18 protein-coding genes and 1 pseudogene are annotated in these 16,214 nt (G+C 39.9%); 8 read left to right on the forward strand and 11 right to left on the reverse strand.

Annotated features, from left to right (window positions below; genetic code table 11):
- On the forward strand, positions 1-796 hold a 796-nt coding region (locus ABV001_RS07385), incomplete at its 5' end, for a transposase (protein ID WP_352422200.1).
- A 26-nt stretch (positions 797-822) separates the two neighbouring features.
- Here the strand turns inward: ABV001_RS07385 and ABV001_RS07390 are convergent.
- The 4 genes from ABV001_RS07390 to ABV001_RS07405 form a co-directional block, all read right to left on the reverse strand.
- Entirely contained in the window at positions 823-1,320 is a 498-nt protein-coding gene (locus tag ABV001_RS07390; RefSeq protein ID WP_352422201.1) for a hypothetical protein, read from the reverse strand.
- Positions 1,321-1,407: 87 nt separating this feature from the next.
- Positions 1,408-2,478: an MvaI/BcnI restriction endonuclease family protein gene (locus ABV001_RS07395; protein ID WP_352422202.1), complete on the reverse strand. Its 1,071-nt coding sequence runs from the start codon at positions 2,476-2,478 to the stop codon at positions 1,408-1,410.
- 104 nt (positions 2,479-2,582) lie between these two features.
- Positions 2,583-4,790, reverse strand: a complete 2,208-nt coding sequence (locus tag ABV001_RS07400; RefSeq protein WP_352422203.1) for a DNA cytosine methyltransferase — start codon at positions 4,788-4,790, stop codon at positions 2,583-2,585.
- A 154-nt stretch (positions 4,791-4,944) separates the two neighbouring features.
- Complete coding sequence (locus ABV001_RS07405; protein WP_352422239.1) at positions 4,945-5,466, reverse strand: very short patch repair endonuclease; 522 nt, start codon at positions 5,464-5,466, stop codon at positions 4,945-4,947.
- 198 nt (positions 5,467-5,664) lie between these two features.
- Between ABV001_RS07405 and ABV001_RS07410 the strand changes: the two genes are divergently transcribed.
- Both ABV001_RS07410 and ABV001_RS07415 read left to right on the forward strand, forming a co-directional pair.
- Entirely contained in the window at positions 5,665-6,531 is an 867-nt protein-coding gene (locus tag ABV001_RS07410) for a TIR domain-containing protein (RefSeq protein WP_352422204.1), read from the forward strand.
- Positions 6,532-7,294: 763 nt separating this feature from the next.
- Positions 7,295-9,397: a DUF2357 domain-containing protein gene (locus ABV001_RS07415; RefSeq protein ID WP_352422240.1), complete on the forward strand. Its 2,103-nt coding sequence runs from the start codon at positions 7,295-7,297 to the stop codon at positions 9,395-9,397.
- Here ABV001_RS07415 and ABV001_RS07420 read toward each other — a convergent pair.
- The gene (locus ABV001_RS07420) at positions 9,391-9,933 is read right to left on the reverse strand and encodes a very short patch repair endonuclease (protein WP_352422205.1); all 543 of its coding nucleotides are present in this window, start codon (positions 9,931-9,933) and stop codon (positions 9,391-9,393) included. The two genes, ABV001_RS07415 and ABV001_RS07420, sit on opposite strands and share 7 nt — an antisense overlap.
- Before the next feature lie 1,215 nt (positions 9,934-11,148).
- Between ABV001_RS07420 and ABV001_RS07425 the strand changes: the two are divergent.
- Positions 11,149-11,485, forward strand: a pseudogene (locus ABV001_RS07425) (type II toxin-antitoxin system RelE/ParE family toxin).
- The gene (locus ABV001_RS07430; RefSeq protein WP_352422206.1) at positions 11,460-11,777 is read left to right on the forward strand and encodes a helix-turn-helix domain-containing protein; all 318 of its coding nucleotides are present in this window, start codon (positions 11,460-11,462) and stop codon (positions 11,775-11,777) included. The pseudogene ABV001_RS07425 and the gene ABV001_RS07430 overlap by 26 nt, the downstream one beginning before the upstream one ends.
- A 91-nt stretch (positions 11,778-11,868) precedes the next feature.
- Here ABV001_RS07430 and ABV001_RS07435 read toward each other — a convergent pair whose 3' ends face one another.
- From ABV001_RS07435 to ABV001_RS07460, 6 genes are all read right to left on the reverse strand, one after another.
- The gene (locus ABV001_RS07435) at positions 11,869-12,381 is read right to left on the reverse strand and encodes a hypothetical protein (RefSeq protein ID WP_352422207.1); all 513 of its coding nucleotides are present in this window, start codon (positions 12,379-12,381) and stop codon (positions 11,869-11,871) included.
- A 55-nt stretch (positions 12,382-12,436) separates the two neighbouring features.
- Positions 12,437-13,243 carry a hypothetical protein gene (locus tag ABV001_RS07440; protein ID WP_352422208.1) on the reverse strand — a complete coding sequence of 269 codons (807 nt, stop codon included), beginning with the start codon at positions 13,241-13,243 and terminating at the stop codon, positions 12,437-12,439.
- Between the two features lie 3 nt (positions 13,244-13,246).
- Positions 13,247-13,663: a hypothetical protein gene (locus tag ABV001_RS07445; RefSeq protein WP_352422209.1), complete on the reverse strand. Its 417-nt coding sequence runs from the start codon at positions 13,661-13,663 to the stop codon at positions 13,247-13,249.
- A gap of 73 nt (positions 13,664-13,736) precedes the next feature.
- Positions 13,737-13,931, reverse strand: coding sequence for a winged helix-turn-helix domain-containing protein (locus ABV001_RS07450; protein WP_352422241.1), 195 nt, complete (start codon positions 13,929-13,931; stop codon positions 13,737-13,739).
- On the reverse strand, positions 13,879-14,103 hold the full coding sequence (locus ABV001_RS07455) for a hypothetical protein (RefSeq protein ID WP_352422242.1): 225 nt from the start codon (positions 14,101-14,103) through the stop codon (positions 13,879-13,881). Before ABV001_RS07455 ends, ABV001_RS07450 begins: the two co-directional genes overlap by 53 nt.
- Before the next feature lie 102 nt (positions 14,104-14,205).
- On the reverse strand, positions 14,206-14,838 hold the full coding sequence (locus ABV001_RS07460; protein ID WP_352422210.1) for an NAD(P)H-dependent oxidoreductase: 633 nt from the start codon (positions 14,836-14,838) through the stop codon (positions 14,206-14,208).
- Positions 14,839-14,982: 144 nt separating this feature from the next.
- Here ABV001_RS07460 and ABV001_RS07465 point away from each other — a divergent pair, with 144 nt between their 5' ends.
- From ABV001_RS07465 to ABV001_RS07475, 3 genes are all read left to right on the forward strand, one after another.
- Positions 14,983-15,348, forward strand: a complete 366-nt coding sequence (locus tag ABV001_RS07465; RefSeq protein WP_294082463.1) for a winged helix-turn-helix transcriptional regulator — start codon at positions 14,983-14,985, stop codon at positions 15,346-15,348.
- Between the two features lie 248 nt (positions 15,349-15,596).
- Positions 15,597-15,824 carry a hypothetical protein gene (locus ABV001_RS07470; protein WP_294080722.1) on the forward strand — a complete coding sequence of 76 codons (228 nt, stop codon included), beginning with the start codon at positions 15,597-15,599 and terminating at the stop codon, positions 15,822-15,824.
- Positions 15,825-15,854: 30 nt separating this feature from the next.
- Positions 15,855-16,196, forward strand: coding sequence for an antibiotic biosynthesis monooxygenase family protein (locus tag ABV001_RS07475; protein ID WP_352422211.1), 342 nt, complete (start codon positions 15,855-15,857; stop codon positions 16,194-16,196).
- Positions 16,197-16,214 lie beyond the last annotated feature (18 nt).

Consider the following 16,214-nt stretch of genomic DNA (forward strand, 5'->3'; position numbering starts at 1 on the left):
CATCAGCCTTCAGGCGGTCCAGACACCGGACAGCCAGACATTGGAAAGCCGGGATTCAAACCTGATTGACTGGTATCTGCAGGTATTGGGCTCGAAGAAGGAGCAACTCCTGCGGGCAAGCCGCCACGTAGTTGCCGACGCGTACTTCTCCAAGAGCACCTTCGTGGAGGGCTTGCACAATATGGGTTTTGCACTGGTGAGCCGTTTCAGGAGTGACGCCGTCCTTCTTTATCCCACCCTGCAAAAACCTACCGGCAAGAGGGGAAGACCCAAACTCTACGACGGCAGGATTGACATGGCAAATCTGGACAAGTCCAGGGTCGAGAAAATCGAAATCGACAACGGGGAGCTATATACCCTGATCGCCTGGTCAAAATCACTCGGGCGGAAGGTGAGGCTTGCCATCTGGTATGACAGGGAAGGGAAAGCCCCAAAACTGTTCTTCTCCACCAATACCGCCATGAGCGGCAAGGATGTCATCGAATATTACCGCACCCGTTTCCAGATCGAGTTTTGCTTCCGCGATGCCAAGGGATTCACCGGGCTTATGCAATCGCAGGCGAGGGATGTGGCAAAGCTCTCCTTCAACTTTAACGCTTCCCTTACCTCGGTCAACCTTGCAAAGGTGGTGGCAAGGGAAAGGGGAGTCCCATTTTCGATGCAATCGTGTAAGGCGATGATACACAATGCCTACCTGCTCGAGCGATTTATTTGCGTGTCAGGCATCAGGCCGAACAGAAGATTAAATGATAAACTTGTCAAAGAACTTATTGAGTTTGCCGCTATTGCCGCATAACTACACTTTGAAAAAATAACGAACTATTATGATGTAAGAACCTTCTTATATTCTTTTTCATAGACAATAACATCATCCATGAAGGCCATATCTTTTTTACGATAAATCCATTCCACCTCATCTTTATCATACCAGCGATTTATTATACATATGGACTGTAATGGAGCATATTGGGTTTTCCTGATATTTTCGGTAAACCATTCAGTCGAATAGGTTGAGATAATCAGTGTTTCAACGTCTTCGATATTACGCTCGGTCTGATTTTTTGAACAGCTAAATGCCCCAATCCATAGATTTAAATCTTTATCATCATCAAAGTCTAATAAACGTTGGTGCCTATCATTTAGCCTTCTGGTTATGCTATCATTCTTTTTGTGAATACCAAAGTATCTAAAGATCTTGTTTTTATGCTGCCTATATTTATGACCACTGAAAAAATAAAAGTTGAATAAACTTTTGTCTGCAGTATTTTCGTCGTTTTCATACTCTTTAATTTCTTCAGTATTTTTAAAAGGCCCCCCCATTGAATTGTAAAAGTCTTGTTAATGTCTTCCATTTATATTTGCAAATTATTACATTTAATTGATTTACAATGAATTGTGCGATAAGTGTTATATTAAACTATATTGCTCACTTGGAGGAAAGAGGAGGTCTATTCCTTTGGGTTTAATTTTAAACAATGGCCCCTTTTCTACAACCCGTCCTTGTTGATTCCTCTTTATTAGATGGTCCAAGGTAATTATCCCTTGGTCGACGAGCAAATCAAATTGGGAAACAATCGGACCTTTTGTATGCTCAACAAGGGTATATTGAAAGTATTCTTTTCCATCGATATAGCTGCTATCCGCTTCAACCCAGAATGTTTCCTTGTGCTTTTCGAGCAACCTGTTATGAAGGGTTTCCAAAGGCCAAACGACAAAATCACCCACTTCCGGTTTATCGGAATTCTCGATCAACTGCTTAATATCTTGATCCAAATTCAAAGACAATCCTTGTGAATTTTTGGTGGTTGCAGACACTGTGCAATAAAGTTTGAAATCATCGCCCCTCCTGTAGCCGAAGTTATCAAGGATTTCTGCGGAACTCTTAAATTTACTTAGCTCCCAATCGGGTACTTGGGCGAATAGGTTTTTCCGGTTGCCCCTATGACTCCGGTATGATTTCAACTCAATCCCCTTATAATCTGGCTTTTTGGAAGAATTAATATCGATTCCCAAGGCTGTTTCCAAAGTCCTCCCTACAGAGGTATCAGCAGCAACCATAGAGGGAATAGGTCCAGCATGGGCTAGATCCATCAGTAAAGCTAAAAGTTCGCGGGAAACTGCATTTGCTTTACCATTTATCCCTGATATTAGCTCCTTAAGCGGATTGAGGATACTAGAGTCCAGTAATGCTCCGACATCGAGCCGGGTAAGGTTGAATACATGGAATTGCCCCTCATAATAAATGATAGCTACGATATCATTGGGATTAGCGATTTTTGTTAGCCCGGAGAACCATATCCTTGGGTCGCCATTCTTTGTCTGTGGCCTATATAATGATGCATGAGAGTTGATAGTTTTAAATTCTTCATAAATTAATGCGGGGATCATCACCTTATTTTCAGGCCCTTGTCCCTGACAACCGTAATCGTGAACATTATTGGTTTTCAGGAAACTCCTAACGGATCCTGTTGCATCCATTATCGACTTTTTTAACCCTGTGACTGTTGGCTCGATCAAGCTCAAAGAGACTTGATTCTTTGTCAATACCTTGATCTTGTTTTGCTCTTGAACGGTGAGGCTCCTCATTTGATATGTTTTAATATTTCAACTGCTATAGCCCTCGCGAGAAGCGGGGGGACTGCATTCCCGACAAGCGTATATTGTGGTACTTCTGATTTCCGGTTATTGCCCCCTGTTGAACGTTTCCCCTGAAATACAAAGGAATCGTCAAAAGATTGAAGCCGGGCCATTTCCCGTACGGTCAGTGCCCTCGGGGAATTGTAGTGTATATAATCATCGGGAATAGTCATTATTGTTGAACTTTGTTCATCCGGCTTCAAAACATTATAATTCCTTTTGTTGGAAATAAGGCCGCAGGCCCCTAACTCACCTTGGGCTTTCTTATAGTCCCCGTTCCTTAATATAATCTTAAGGCGGTTCACTACATCCTGATTCTGTGCACTTGTTTTATGGTTATTCAAGATGTCGAAATATTTTTCACCATTCTTCAATCCTTCAAAATTCCTGACATAGAAAGGTTTTAACTGGGTAGAATACCTCCTGGGTAACCGCCCTTCCTTTGACCATTCCGCAAAAGTCTTACCCGCTTTAGTATCCGTTTTACCATCAATAGCCCGTTGCTTTATAAGGGATTTATACTTTTCGGCACTCCCATTGAATTGAGCCGATATATCGACAAGTTCATAATGGTGGGCTTCCTGGTTATTCCCAATAAAATCTAAATCGTGCAAAGCTTCAAAGATAGTGACTTTCTCTTTTTTAGATACGGAAGGAGGAATTTTAAGGATAGGTTTCTGGTCGTTACGGCACCCGATGAACAAGACCCTCTCCCTATTTTGTGGCACGCCATAATCAGATGCATTCACCACATAGGGCCGGTCTATCTTGTAAAGCCGGATATTCCCCAAGATTGTTGCCAGTTCCTTCTTCCCTTCACTATTGCACAAGTTATTGAGTATTTCAACGGTTTCATCGAAAGTGGCTGTATATATTTTCAATGCTTTAATGATATCCGCACATTCTTCCTTATATTTAGTAGGTACCCTTAAATCTTTAAAAGCTTCTTCGATCTGGTGAATAACACTTTCCGTACTAATCTGGGTCAAGAAAGTAGTGAAAGAATCCACGAAGGAGTCACCGTCGATATTGCAAAAATCTTTTTCCTTGATAATATCACGCTTTAGCTTGTTCCATTCCTTCGCCCGCGCCAATATATTAAAACCATGCCTGATGGTGTTGATACGAGGATCGGTCTTACTGGTCTTATAATCTACAATCTTCGGGGTTAATAACTTGAACTTATTATCTACAAACCGTATATAACTTTCTTGCCCAGCCTCTTTATGCCCTTCCCTAAGCTTTTCCAATTCGATCCGCTTAATAATAACCTCGAAAATAAACGTATTATCCTCCGGCATTATTTTCTTAATAAAGGAGACCAATAAGGGGATTTCCTTCGGGTCGACAATAGAATTTATTTCTTGGATAATAAGGTCTTTAATTTTCCCATTTTCTTTGGTCAATATCCCTTTTACATTCTCCATGACAAAATATTTGGGCTGTAAAAGTTTTATCACTTCAAGGTAGTGGGAAAACAGGTCGTCTTTCTTATCGAATTTCTTCCTTTTCCCGGCCAAACTAAAACTCTGGCATGGTGGCCCTCCGCAAATAACGTCTATTTTCCTATCCCCTATTTTACTTAACAAGTTTTCCAGAAAATCAAGCTCTGTGATATCCTGACGTAAGAATTCAGTGTCCAACCCGAGCTGGTGGTTATACCTTACTATATGGGTGAGCTCACAATTCTCATTGATATCACTGGCTGCGATAAAATCGAAAAATTTATCATTGACCTCCGCTTGCAAGAATCCTTCACTGAACCCGCCCGCCCCTGCAAACAAGTCGATGAAGGTAACAGGCCTGCCATATAAAGAAAGCTGCTCCTTGATAAGGTTTACAGAATTACTTTCCTTATAACTCTCGATATGTTGGTTCAGCAAGTTTTTTACTTCTTCGTGGGAAAAGGTCTTTTTATTTGAATTATGGAGTAATTCATCGGCCCTGTCCTGCAAGAACGACAAATAATGGTTTATTTCCAATGCTTCGATTGAAGTACCTATAGCCCTTTGCTTTTTCTTGTCGAATTGCTTGGGATCTACCTTTTGTCCGGTGGTCAATTTTATCTGGTTGCCAGTACAATTGATCCTCAAATGGATTGGGGCCAACCCTTTTTTATCCGGTTTGTCTAAATAAAAATTTATTGTTGCCATAGCTGCGGACATTTTTACGTACACGGACAAATTTACGGACTTTTTTTATATTACAAGCTATTTTCTAACCTAATTTATCAACATAATAGGGATATTTACCTAAATAATTGCTTTTCAATGTAAAAGATAAAACATGTTCACTTTAAATAAAATATCAGGTTTTCCCTTTCTTTTTATACGGTATTATGTCTTCTGCGACCATCACCATGTCACCGGAAACTTCTTCATAGACTTTGATTTGCATGGGTGAAGGATCGACAGACTCTTCATTAAATATTTTAGTAAGCATATTAATAATGGTCGGGATTGTTTTCTTGGTAATTTCACATTCCCAAATTGTGACAACTTTCCATCCAAGGAGCTTAATTTCTTGATTATTCAACCGGTCCCTTTCCTTATTCCGGGCTAATTTTTCATTCCAGAACCCCGAATTAGTTTTTGGAATATGTGCTATCTTACAATCTTCATGCCCATGCCAGAAGCAACCATGCACGAAGATGGCCGTCCTGTACACCGGTAGTACTATATCTGGTTTCCCGGGGAGCTTCTTGTAATTAATGCGGTAACGGTAACCTTCTGCGAACAGGGCTTTCCGCAGAATAACTTCCGGTTTTGTGTTTTTTGACCGGATTTTAGACATTACTTCTGAACGTTTCTTTTTATCCCAGATATCCATAGCTTCCACCAAAATTGGTTACTGATCCAAAAATACAAAATAATGTCATGAAAAGCTATATATAGTGGAGAATAAAGGAAAGCAACAATCAAGTATTCCTTGACAGTTCAAAAAAGATAGATAAAACCTGCTCAAAACTTTCATGACGAAAACGATAATAATGTTATCTTTGTAAGATTATTATCACAAATATATAATATGAATTCATCGTATTACCAAAACCAAATTACTCGGATAGAAAAAGAAATAGCAGACCTTAATAAAAAAGTTGCAGACGAATTTAAAAAGGAATTAAGTAAAAACAAACAAATAGACTCTGTAAGTAGAAGTATAACAAAGAATACATCTATTTCAATGCTTACCTCTAAGCAAAGACAGATAGATGGGTACCGTAAAGAAATATTAGCCTGTAAAACAAAAATTGCTGATTATCAGAAAAATATAGTGACAAAAAATTCCGAATTGGGACGAAAAAGGCAAGAACTACTCAAAGCTCAACAAACAGAACGAAAGAAAATAGAAGAGGATCAACTAAAATTCCAGAAGAAATTGCAGCGAGATATTGAACTTCAAAAATCGCAATTAAATATATTAGCGGTCCAAAGCCATTCTTCATTAAATCAGGTAACTGAGTCTGATGATCTGGAAGGAAGAACACCCAGATATGATTTCTTCATATCCCACGCATCAGAAGACAAGAACGATATTGTCCGAGAATTAGCTGAAGCATTGATCAAGAATGGATTCAAAGTGTGGTATGACGAATTTGAGTTAAAAATTGGGGATAGCCTTAGGAAAAATATAGACCGAGGTTTATCTAATTCAAATTACGGAATAGTTATAATCTCTCCTTCTTTTGTCAAAAAAAATTGGACGGAATATGAATTAAACGGAATGGTAGCAAGAGAAATGAATGGTCATAAAGTTATTCTTCCCATTTGGCATAAAATAACTAAAAATGAAGTTTTGGAATTTAGTCCATCTTTAGCTGACAAATATGCTCTGAATACATCTATCCATACCATTGAAGAGATAGTTGAAAATTTAAAATCCTTCAAACAGTAGAAAAACAAAGTAGAACTATGAAATCAAAATTTATATTCATCATTGTTTATATTGTAATAATTGGATGTACGAAAGAGAACGAGAATGAATATTATTTTGACTACAAGTCAAAAGAGTTTGAGAAAATTTTCGATAGGATTGTTTAGGATTCAAATTATGAGGTCGTTGCTACTTATTTTGGAGAAAAAGGGGATAACTTTAGGACTGACAGAGATAGGGAAAGAGCCACCAAATTCTATCGATGGTATCCATGCCTAAATAATGAATTGATTTTTATAAAATGCTGATTTTTAAATTATTAAATAAATGCGACAACAAAATCCTTTTTGGAACCTAATACCTGCATTCAGTATATTAACAAGTTCTCTGAAATCAAGACAGAAACGCCATTAAACGAAATAAAATCTCTTTTTAAAAGTGAAGGATATAACTTCAGGAATGACTTTGACTCTTTCAGGACTAAAAGATTCTATCGTTTTTATGATTGGGATAATTTATCTAAATACTTTGAGATTTGGTTTGATAGAGATGATATAGCTTATTTGGTCACCAAAAATTTTTAAACAAGACGATCTTTGCAAGTGTAATAAAAGGCATAAGATGGGATTTTCCTTATCCCAGATATCCATTCAGTTTTCAATAATCTTACTATGCAAAAGTAATAAAAAGCACAGAATACAGTTTCAGCAAAAGTACCTGTCAACTCAAAGCAAATATTCCGGGTATCGTTATTCCGTCCAAAAAACATCCTTCTTCCGGAAGGATTGTCCCGAATATCTACGTAGGTACATTGACCCTGGAGATAGTGGATAGCGAGAACGGCAAGTTTATTGACAAATTGAACCTGAAGGTGCTGGCCACGAAATTCAACAAGGAGATCGATAAAAGTTACAGGCAGAATTACCGTTTCATGCTGGAAAGTATCACTGACAAGTGTTCCGAATTGTTGATGCAGATTAACACCCCTGTCTATCAAACTTTCGAGATCGATTTTGATCGTGACAGGGGAACGGTATATCAGCGTTTTTGCTTCGTCCGGTCCATCATCCACAATCCCATCTTCACCGAATCCGTCGAAAGAATCATCAGTAATCCCAAAACAAACTGGGAAGAGGAATCCGAATCGACCGATATCCGAAAAATCGGACGTATCAACAATCATCTGCTTCGTCAGATTATCTCGGGCACAAACCGCATGGATTTGCCGCCGGACCATTCAATGAGAAACTACGGGATCGGTTCAATTCCGACGAGGATAGGTAACTTCCGGAAAATAGAGAATATCAATACGGCCGAAAACAGATTTATCAAGCATGTACTGGAAACATTCAAACGGTTTTGCGAAGAATGCCTGGCGGTTTTCGAGAAATTCAAGATGACCGGACCGACCGAAGAAGCGGCATATCTTATCCACAAGCTGGAGGTTCACCTGAAGCATCCTTTCTTCAAGAATATCAATCCGCCGACTTCGCTTAAACTCAACAGTCCGGTGCTGCAGAAAAGAAGCGGATACAGGGAAATACTGAATCGCTGGCTGCAATTCGATTTTGCTTCCAGGCTCGTATGGAAAGGTGGAGATGATGTCTACAAGGCAGGCAAAAAGGATATCGCCACATTGTATGAATACTGGCTGTTCTTCACCCTGTATGATCTGGTGAAGGAGAAGTTCGGGATCGATTCGGTATCATTTGACGGCAAGGCCTACAGACATCTGATAGAACCGACGAATGACGGCCTGAACGTGATGCTGAAATCGGGAAAACAGACAGCATTGCAAGGAACCTATACAAAAAGAAACCGGGATTTAAGCATCAAATTTTCCTATAACAGGACCTTCAAAGGTGGAGTGAATTATCAGGACAAGCGAAGCGGAAGCTGGACGGCTCCCCTCAGGCCTGACTACACATTGAGTATCTGGCCGAAAATCTTTTCCGAGAAAGAGGCGGAACGTAACGAGTCGATTGTCCACATCCATTTCGACGCGAAATACAAGATCGACAATTTCTACCGGACGGTTCAACCGGACCTGGAAGGCGCGGAATTGGAGATGGAACTTGACCGGACAGAGATCGACGAACGCAAAGGCACCTACAAGAATGTGGATCTCCTCAAGATGCATGCCTATAAAGATGCCATCCGCCGTTCGGGAGGAGCCTATATCTTATATCCGGGAGCAACCGATGAAACCTTCAGAGGATTTCACGAAATCATACCTGGATTAGGGGCCTTTTCGGTGAATCCCTCTCCTGATAATACCGACATAAAGGAATTGTCAAATTTCATCGACCTTGTGATTGACCACTTGCTCGACAGGACTTCCCAGCGTGAAAAGTTATCGGACGGGACCTATCATATCTTCAAGGAGCCAAAAGATGATTATAACGTCATACACGAACGTATCCCCGAATATGTAGACAAAGAGAAAGCCTTTGCAGATGAAATAGCTGTACTGGTCGGATTCTATAAGAACGAGGAACATCTACAATGGATATTGAAGCACCATCTTTATAACTTCCGTACCGGTACCGACAGAGGGTCGCTTCCCCTATCTGAAATGCACATTAATGCAAAATACCTGATTCTACACGGAAAAGGTGAACTGGAAACAGACAGGATTTTCAAACTCACCTCCAAAGGAGCTAAAATCTTTTCAAGAAATGATTTGCTGAGAAGCGGATACCCCGAACCCAAAGGTGAGTTGTATATCGTTTTTGAAATAGAAAAGAACGCTTCTGAAGATCTCGACAATATAAAAATCGATTTGAGGAGATTACCACTGCTCAAGACGCACCGAAATTCAGCCAAACCGTTTTCGGCCACTTTATCGGAAGTGCTAAAATCTAAAATCATCGAGTTACATCAGTGATTTCCGGCCTTCGTATCTGACAGGTTCTGGTTATATTCAACAATATCTTCGGCAACCAATATGACCTTATTTTCCCGTTCTTCATAGATTTTCATGGAAATTTTCCCGGATTTGCCCCGCAGGATTTCTGCTTCAATAGTATCAATCAGCCTTGGAAGGTCGTGCTTATAATTGTGACGGATATCGCACTCCCAAACAGTCAGTACATTCCACCCCAGCGCAATAAGCTGCGTGGTATGAATTTTATCCCTTTCCCTGTTCGTGGTAATCTTTTCCACCCAAAATTCAGTATTCGTTTTAGGAGTACTTGCATACTTGCAACCTTCGTGACCGTGCCAGAAACATCCATGCACAAAAACGACGGTCCTGTATTTGGGTAAAACGATATCAGGAGTTCCGGGAAGCCTCTTATCGTTCACACGATACCGGAATCCCCTTGCAAAAAGAGCTTTCCGTAATATCATTTTGGGTTTGGTATTCTTCGACCGAATCTTTGACATTACCTGTGACCGCTTTTCCTTATCCCAGATATCCATTCAGTTTTCAATAATCTTACTATGCAAAAGTACAAAAAAGCACAGTCAACAGTAAACAATCGACTAATCATCTATATTACAGTAAAATAATTGGCTCCTTTATTGTTTATACCTATAAGTTTTTGTGAATTTGTCAGGTCAACATACAAAACAAGCAGTCTGAAAATTGGCCGGGTGTACGCAGAATCACTGACTGGATATCATCGGGATATCCACCGTCATCTGTTCGTTACCGAGATCCTGCGAGGAACAGGGTGTCAACTCCAGGGAATGGTTCATAGACGTGATTGCCAAAATACCCTACTATCAAAAAAACAGCAGTATAAACTCTAGAACTTTCTTCATCTGGAATGAGCAAAATTGGAGAACTCGTCTATTACTGTCATACGGATGATAAGAAATTTGTGCTATTTGTGCAATTATTGTGCAATCTTATTTAACATGAGGAACAGGTACACCAGACAAAGGGTCTGTATCACAACAATGAGATACTATTATCTGCGTATCTTCTTCTCTTGCAGATGATAAAATCTATGAAATAGAAAAAAGGTATTCCAGATTTTGATTATTCAGAGTCGCAATTCCTGATTTCATGCTTAGACAGACATAATATCGGGTTTTACTTACTCGTGCAAGGCAAGGAATGGTGATTGTCATTCCTGAAGGGAATGAGGAAGATCATACTCGTAAAAAAGAGTATTACGATGGTACATATAATTATTTGAAAGATATCGGATTACAAACACTATAAATATCCTCTTGGCTCCCTACCCGATTCCCATGTAGGTATATAGTATCTGCTTGACCATATTGATGCCGAAATATCTGTATCCTGCCATTCCGGCATGTTGCCCCCAGCAAGTCTCTGATAAGAGAGACTGCCTGATATGATCTCTACCTTCTTCACTCTCGCGACTATCTGCTCTTGAACCATTCCCAGAGAATAATACCTTTACTTGATGTTTTGAAATACATGATTCGAATTTGAACCAAATTATTTTGAGGCACGTGAGCCGAGTTTGATCGAATTGAGCCAAAAATTACAAAATAACAAACAATACGAACAATTAATGAACGATTATTTTTTTGAGAAAATATTTTGCACCTCTTACCTTGCGCCATAATCTATTAGAGTTAACCTGATTCTCAAAAGTGTGATACAAAAAAACAGCAAAAAGTTGCATGATAATGGAACTTAATATATATCTTTACAGCATGGAAAGAAAAATAAGGACATACGGTGGTTATTTTGAATCCTTTATGGATACGCTTACCGACAAGGAACAGCGTAAAATCCAATACGGTCTTGATTTGTTGAAAACAGAGATAGGATATCTGCGAAGTTTGTATCCTTTATAAAGGATGGATTATATGAATTAAGAACCGAATACAACGGAAACATATATCGCGTATTTTTATTTTCGATGACGGACAGATCGTTGTTTTATTTAATGGTTTTCAAAAGAAAACTCGTAAAACGCCAAAAAGTGAAATCGAGAAAGCAATTAAAATTAAAAATGAATATTATGCAGACAAAAAAACATATCAATAATCACCAAATTGTTGATTACGATGCGGTACTTGATGCCAAATTCGGAAAAGCCGGCACGCAGGAGCGTGAAGATTTCCGTCGCGAAGCATACGCCTATTACATGGGGCAGATAATATACAACGCACGTAAAAGTGAAAAAGTTACCCAGTCGGAACTGGCAAGCCGTATAGGGGTGAACAAATCCTATATCTCAAAAATTGAGAATGGGGATATAGAACCCGGCTCAGGAACGTTTTACCGGATTATCGATGCGCTTGGGTTACGCTTTGAAATAACAAAAAAGATATGCTAAAATTATAATGTACGAACCATCACACAATCATTTACAGTCCACTCGAACAAGGGGCTGATTTTTACATTACCGACAAATGGGACAAGCCTTATCATTTCAGGATATTGCTATCGGGGTGAATGCCGTTATCTTTAGTTTTATCTTGCAGATTTAACAGGGGACTGATATCCCAACTTGAGTAATTTGCCAGGACATTATCTTCGGAAACCATCCTGAGTGTTTGTAATATAGGGTCTGTAAGCGATTGGGGGGACGTTTTGTTCTGAAGCAACTCTTCAAATAAATCCATCGTGTCAATAAGAGACTCGCTATGATCCATACTGTTAAAATCGTCAAACATTGAGTACCATTCATCCCGTTCGAAATGATTATTGAGGGTGACAATCATCTGTGTAAGCAAGCTAAGCGCTTCACCATATCGTTCTTGTCCGTACAGAGATGTGGCTATTTCCACCACATCTTCAATATTGTTCGTTGTTTCGTCTAGTTCCCAATCTTCCGAAGTCAGAGTGAACAACTCTTCCAATAAGGGTGCATACATCTCCATACAGGATATTTCCTGTGAAGGGGCTTTGATGGAGCGTATCTTATCAGTGCACTCCATATTCTTTAAAAAATCAGATCGGCGCATAATTTGTAAATCGTAATTTTACCTACAGTTATTTGCCAGCCAGCTTGACCTCATCCAGAGGATACCAGTGAGCAGTTTTTATAACCTTATCCCTGGTCTCAACAGGTAAATTCATAAAATCGATAATTCGGTCTTCCTTCGGAAAATAGGAATGACAATAAACCGGAATGACTTTTTCGGGTACGATTCCTATGTAATCAGTGCCGGATACCATTGCCAGAATTTCTTTGGCATCCCATAGTTTGAAAGGAATATTATGCTTATACAACGCTATGGCAAACCGGACTGTCTCGGCAACCCGCCCCCGGCTTTTTCCGGCAAGGGAGAGCCTCCACCCATTTGCCTGTTTGTCTACATACAACGAAATATGGGTGGAGTTACCACCCCGGCACACTTCCCATGGATGGCCGAATTGCCACTCCCGTTTGTCAAACCATTCTTCAAATGCTTCAGGAGAATCGGGATCCAGTTGGGTAAGCCCAAAATCTCTTCCATCCGCAAATCTACGATACAGGGCAACCGGCTTTAATTCCTTATCATACGGATAGTCATTGGCATCATATCCCAATTTACAGCACCCGAAGAAAATACCGGAAGTCATTTCTCCGTCAAATATAGTCTTCTCTTCTGTTTCCGATAATTCAACAATCGTTTTAAGAATATCTATATCAGCCGAGGTCAATCCTTTCAATGTCCACTCTTTTTCTTCCGGATCGATATCCCAATATTGTTGCCTAAGGATACGACCTGTCCGCTTTGAAAAAGGAAGATTTCGTTCGATGTACCGATTATATCCGGCCGGATCTTTTTTTAACCGGTCAATGGATTGAGCCACCACTTAATCGATCAATGAAATCAATTGACCATGAATGGACTCCTGGATATCAGGCGATTCTTTTTTTATATGCAGCGTGAATTTATTGTCAATGCCAATGAAATATTCTTCGTTATAACGACTTACAGAGAAAAGATACCATTTGACCGGATCGGGATAATATGCCTTCCACAGTTCTTCGAAGTCCTCCCGGTTTTCCACCATCTCATTTTCCAGATAATCATCGTAATCTCCAAATTCTTCGATAGAACCTCGTTCCACTGTAAACCAAAGTTCACGATACTCGTCATCGCCACAAATAGCGACACATTGCAGATGATCGATTATTTTCAATAAATGCTCCTTGTCGGTCTGGACCAGTAGATCAGGATGCATTTGTGCCCTTTCAATAAGGTTGTCGAGTAAAGGTGCTGATATCATGTCTATATTATTTTAATAATGAGAGTATAAATAACGCAAAATGGCGATCAACATAGCCAAGAATGAGAGGCTTTCATAGAATAATCCATTTTCCGGATTTAGTTGATCCTTCGTGTTTTATAACACCGGCATTGGACATTACCTGAATGTGATATTTAATACTTCCATGAGAATATCCCAATTGAATTTCTAGTTCTTTTCGAGTTATTGATGGTTTATTCTTTATTGCCTGTAAAATTTTTTCTTGGATGTTTCTTGGATGTTTCAACAGTTTTTCTTTGGCTTTTCTCTTCTTTTTTCGGGGTAGTTTCTTCTTTTTCTTGGGCAATATCGACTCCAAAACCTTCCTCGAAATATCTTTTCGACACATTTTCCACTACCCTAAACGCCGTTACCAGGGAAAAATCGAAAATGGCTTTTCCGTTGCTGTTTTCTTCCAATGTCCAAGTAGATGAGAAAGGTAAAAGTATATGATGCTTCTAAACAAACAGCTCCGAATCTCAATGAGTCCGGAGCCGTATTAAAGTTGTTGTGCTATTGGATCAGTCAATGACCGTGACAAATTCTTCTTTGGGTGTACGTACCTTTTTGAGGTTTACGAGCCAATCGTGTTGGTCATCCCTGTAGCCGATGGGTAGGATAACGACACTCTTAAGCCCCAATGCTTCAAGACCAAGGATTTCATCCAATTTGGCAGCGTCGAATCCTTCCATGGGGGTAGCATCGACTTGCTGCTCTGCCGCTGCGGCAATCGCTAATCCGAAGGATATATAGGCTTGTTTGGCGGTATGGTTTCTATGCCATTCTTCGCCGAGGGTTTGATAATTTGCCCAAAGCGATCGGCCATATTCACCCATCGAATCCTCCGGTAATCCGCGTTCCCTCGATGTCTTTTCCATTACGTTCCCGATCTTTTCGGGCGAATAACTGTCCCAGGCAGCCCAGACGATCAGATGGGAACAGTCGGTGATCTGGCTTTGGTTGAAAGCCGCTTCTTTTATCTTTTCAAGTACCTTTCTGTCACTGATGACAAAGACCTTATAGGGTTGTAATCCGGATGAGGATGGCGCCAGCCTTGCTGCTTCGAGGATGTAATCCAGTTTTTCCTGCTGAACGGCCTGTCCGTTCATTTTCTTTGTGGCATATCGCCAGTTCAAGTTGTTTATTAATGACATATTTTTTTATTTGATATTGCTGTAATTTCTATTGATAAAATCACTTTGATGATGCAAATTTAGCTATATTTGCTATAGAATAGTAACTACTATACCAAAGTATACCGGTATACTTTAGTATAGTTTCAATAAAACCAGATAGATATGAGTCCTTCGATTGAACTGAATAAAGCAAAACAATGTGCGGGCAGTTATGTACTGGCCATCAATGACACGATGAATGTTGTCAGTGGAAAATGGAAGTTACCCATCATCGGGGCATTGCTTTTCGGTAAAAAACGCTTCAAGGAACTGGAAAGGAACATCCCGAAGATTACTCCGCGGATGTTGTCCAAAGAGTTGAGGGATCTGGAGATGAACGGTATTGTGACAAGAACGGTGTACGACAGTGTGCCGGTTACTGTTGAATATGAATTGACACGATCGGGCCAATCTCTCACCAAAGTGTTGGATGTAATGGTGGAATGGGGATTGGAACATCGGGAAAATACTGTGGGAAAGGCAGTGTAACCCCTGCAGTGTAATCTCCGGTGATTATTCACTGTCCCACCAGGACACGAACCCCGAACATAAGTTTCCTGATAGATGTTTAAAGTGAAAGAATTACCCCTTATACCCAAAACAGATTAATTTAGTGTAGAAAAATCATTATTTTAGGGTATTGCGTAATAGATCGCAAGAGAGTAATTTTATGTTTTAAATGAGAGTTCTCCAGAGAGATGTATATGTAGAAGTCAGGTCAAATAAAAATTACAGTGATGGTCAGTTATTTAAATAGCGCCTGCGACAATTGCAGGAAACATGCAGAGCATGAGAGGAGGCTATATTGTATGAATGTGGCGGAACGGGAAGTTTTTGACATATTCAGGGTCCTGGGGGTCCCTATGAATGAACAGGATATTCTGGTCCGGACAATCAATAATGAAAATACCTGCTGGTATAATTTAAAAGAGTTATTGGACTCTCTCCTTATCCGCAATAAATAGTATAATTTTTAACAATTAGAAATCACAGTTATGTATATAGTTTCACGCAATATGAAGGTGGCGAAAGATCTTTCGGACGCTGTCATAGAGGATTTGTCGCTTCCTTCGAGGTCTACCGGAGCAGACGGTTTTATTCGCCGGGATATAATGGTCAATAAGGAAGCGGATGATTTTGATATTATCAAAGTGCTTATTTACTGGAAAGACAAGGATTCCCAGGAAAAATGGCATGCCAGCAAAGAGCATTCACAATCGCATATCGACAAACATAAACTAAGGAAAGAGATGGGGAAAGCACCGATTAACCGCAAAGATCTCAATATGACCTTTGAGGAGTTTGAGCTGGTCTCAACCCTGGCTGCGGATCGGTAGGGCAAGTCCACCGATCCT

This window comes from Proteiniphilum sp. (assembly GCF_040307845.1).
Classification (GTDB): Bacteria; Bacteroidota; Bacteroidia; order Bacteroidales; family Dysgonomonadaceae; genus Proteiniphilum.

Bases quoted from the DNA above. Each gene is read 5' to 3' on its own strand.
- ABV001_RS07390 (WP_352422201.1), bottom strand. From the start codon at position 1,320: ATGGGGGGGCCTTTTAAAAATACTGAAGAAATTAAAGAGTATGAAAAC.
- ABV001_RS07395 (WP_352422202.1), bottom strand. From the start codon at position 2,478: ATGGATGCAACAGGATCCGTTAGGAGTTTCCTGAAAACCAATAATGTT.
- ABV001_RS07400 (WP_352422203.1), bottom strand. From the start codon at position 4,790: ATGGCAACAATAAATTTTTATTTAGACAAACCGGATAAAAAAGGGTTG.
- ABV001_RS07405 (WP_352422239.1), bottom strand. From the start codon at position 5,466: ATGGATATCTGGGATAAAAAGAAACGTTCAGAAGTAATGTCTAAAATC.
- ABV001_RS07410 (WP_352422204.1), top strand. From the start codon at position 5,665: ATGAATTCATCGTATTACCAAAACCAAATTACTCGGATAGAAAAAGAA.
- ABV001_RS07420 (WP_352422205.1), bottom strand. From the start codon at position 9,933: ATGGATATCTGGGATAAGGAAAAGCGGTCACAGGTAATGTCAAAGATT.
- ABV001_RS07430 (WP_352422206.1), top strand. From the start codon at position 11,460: ATGCAGACAAAAAAACATATCAATAATCACCAAATTGTTGATTACGAT.
- ABV001_RS07435 (WP_352422207.1), bottom strand. From the start codon at position 12,381: ATGGAGTGCACTGATAAGATACGCTCCATCAAAGCCCCTTCACAGGAA.
- ABV001_RS07445 (WP_352422209.1), bottom strand. From the start codon at position 13,663: ATGATATCAGCACCTTTACTCGACAACCTTATTGAAAGGGCACAAATG.
- ABV001_RS07460 (WP_352422210.1), bottom strand. From the start codon at position 14,838: ATGTCATTAATAAACAACTTGAACTGGCGATATGCCACAAAGAAAATG.
- ABV001_RS07465 (WP_294082463.1), top strand. From the start codon at position 14,983: ATGAGTCCTTCGATTGAACTGAATAAAGCAAAACAATGTGCGGGCAGT.
- ABV001_RS07470 (WP_294080722.1), top strand. From the start codon at position 15,597: ATGGTCAGTTATTTAAATAGCGCCTGCGACAATTGCAGGAAACATGCA.
- ABV001_RS07475 (WP_352422211.1), top strand. From the start codon at position 15,855: ATGTATATAGTTTCACGCAATATGAAGGTGGCGAAAGATCTTTCGGAC.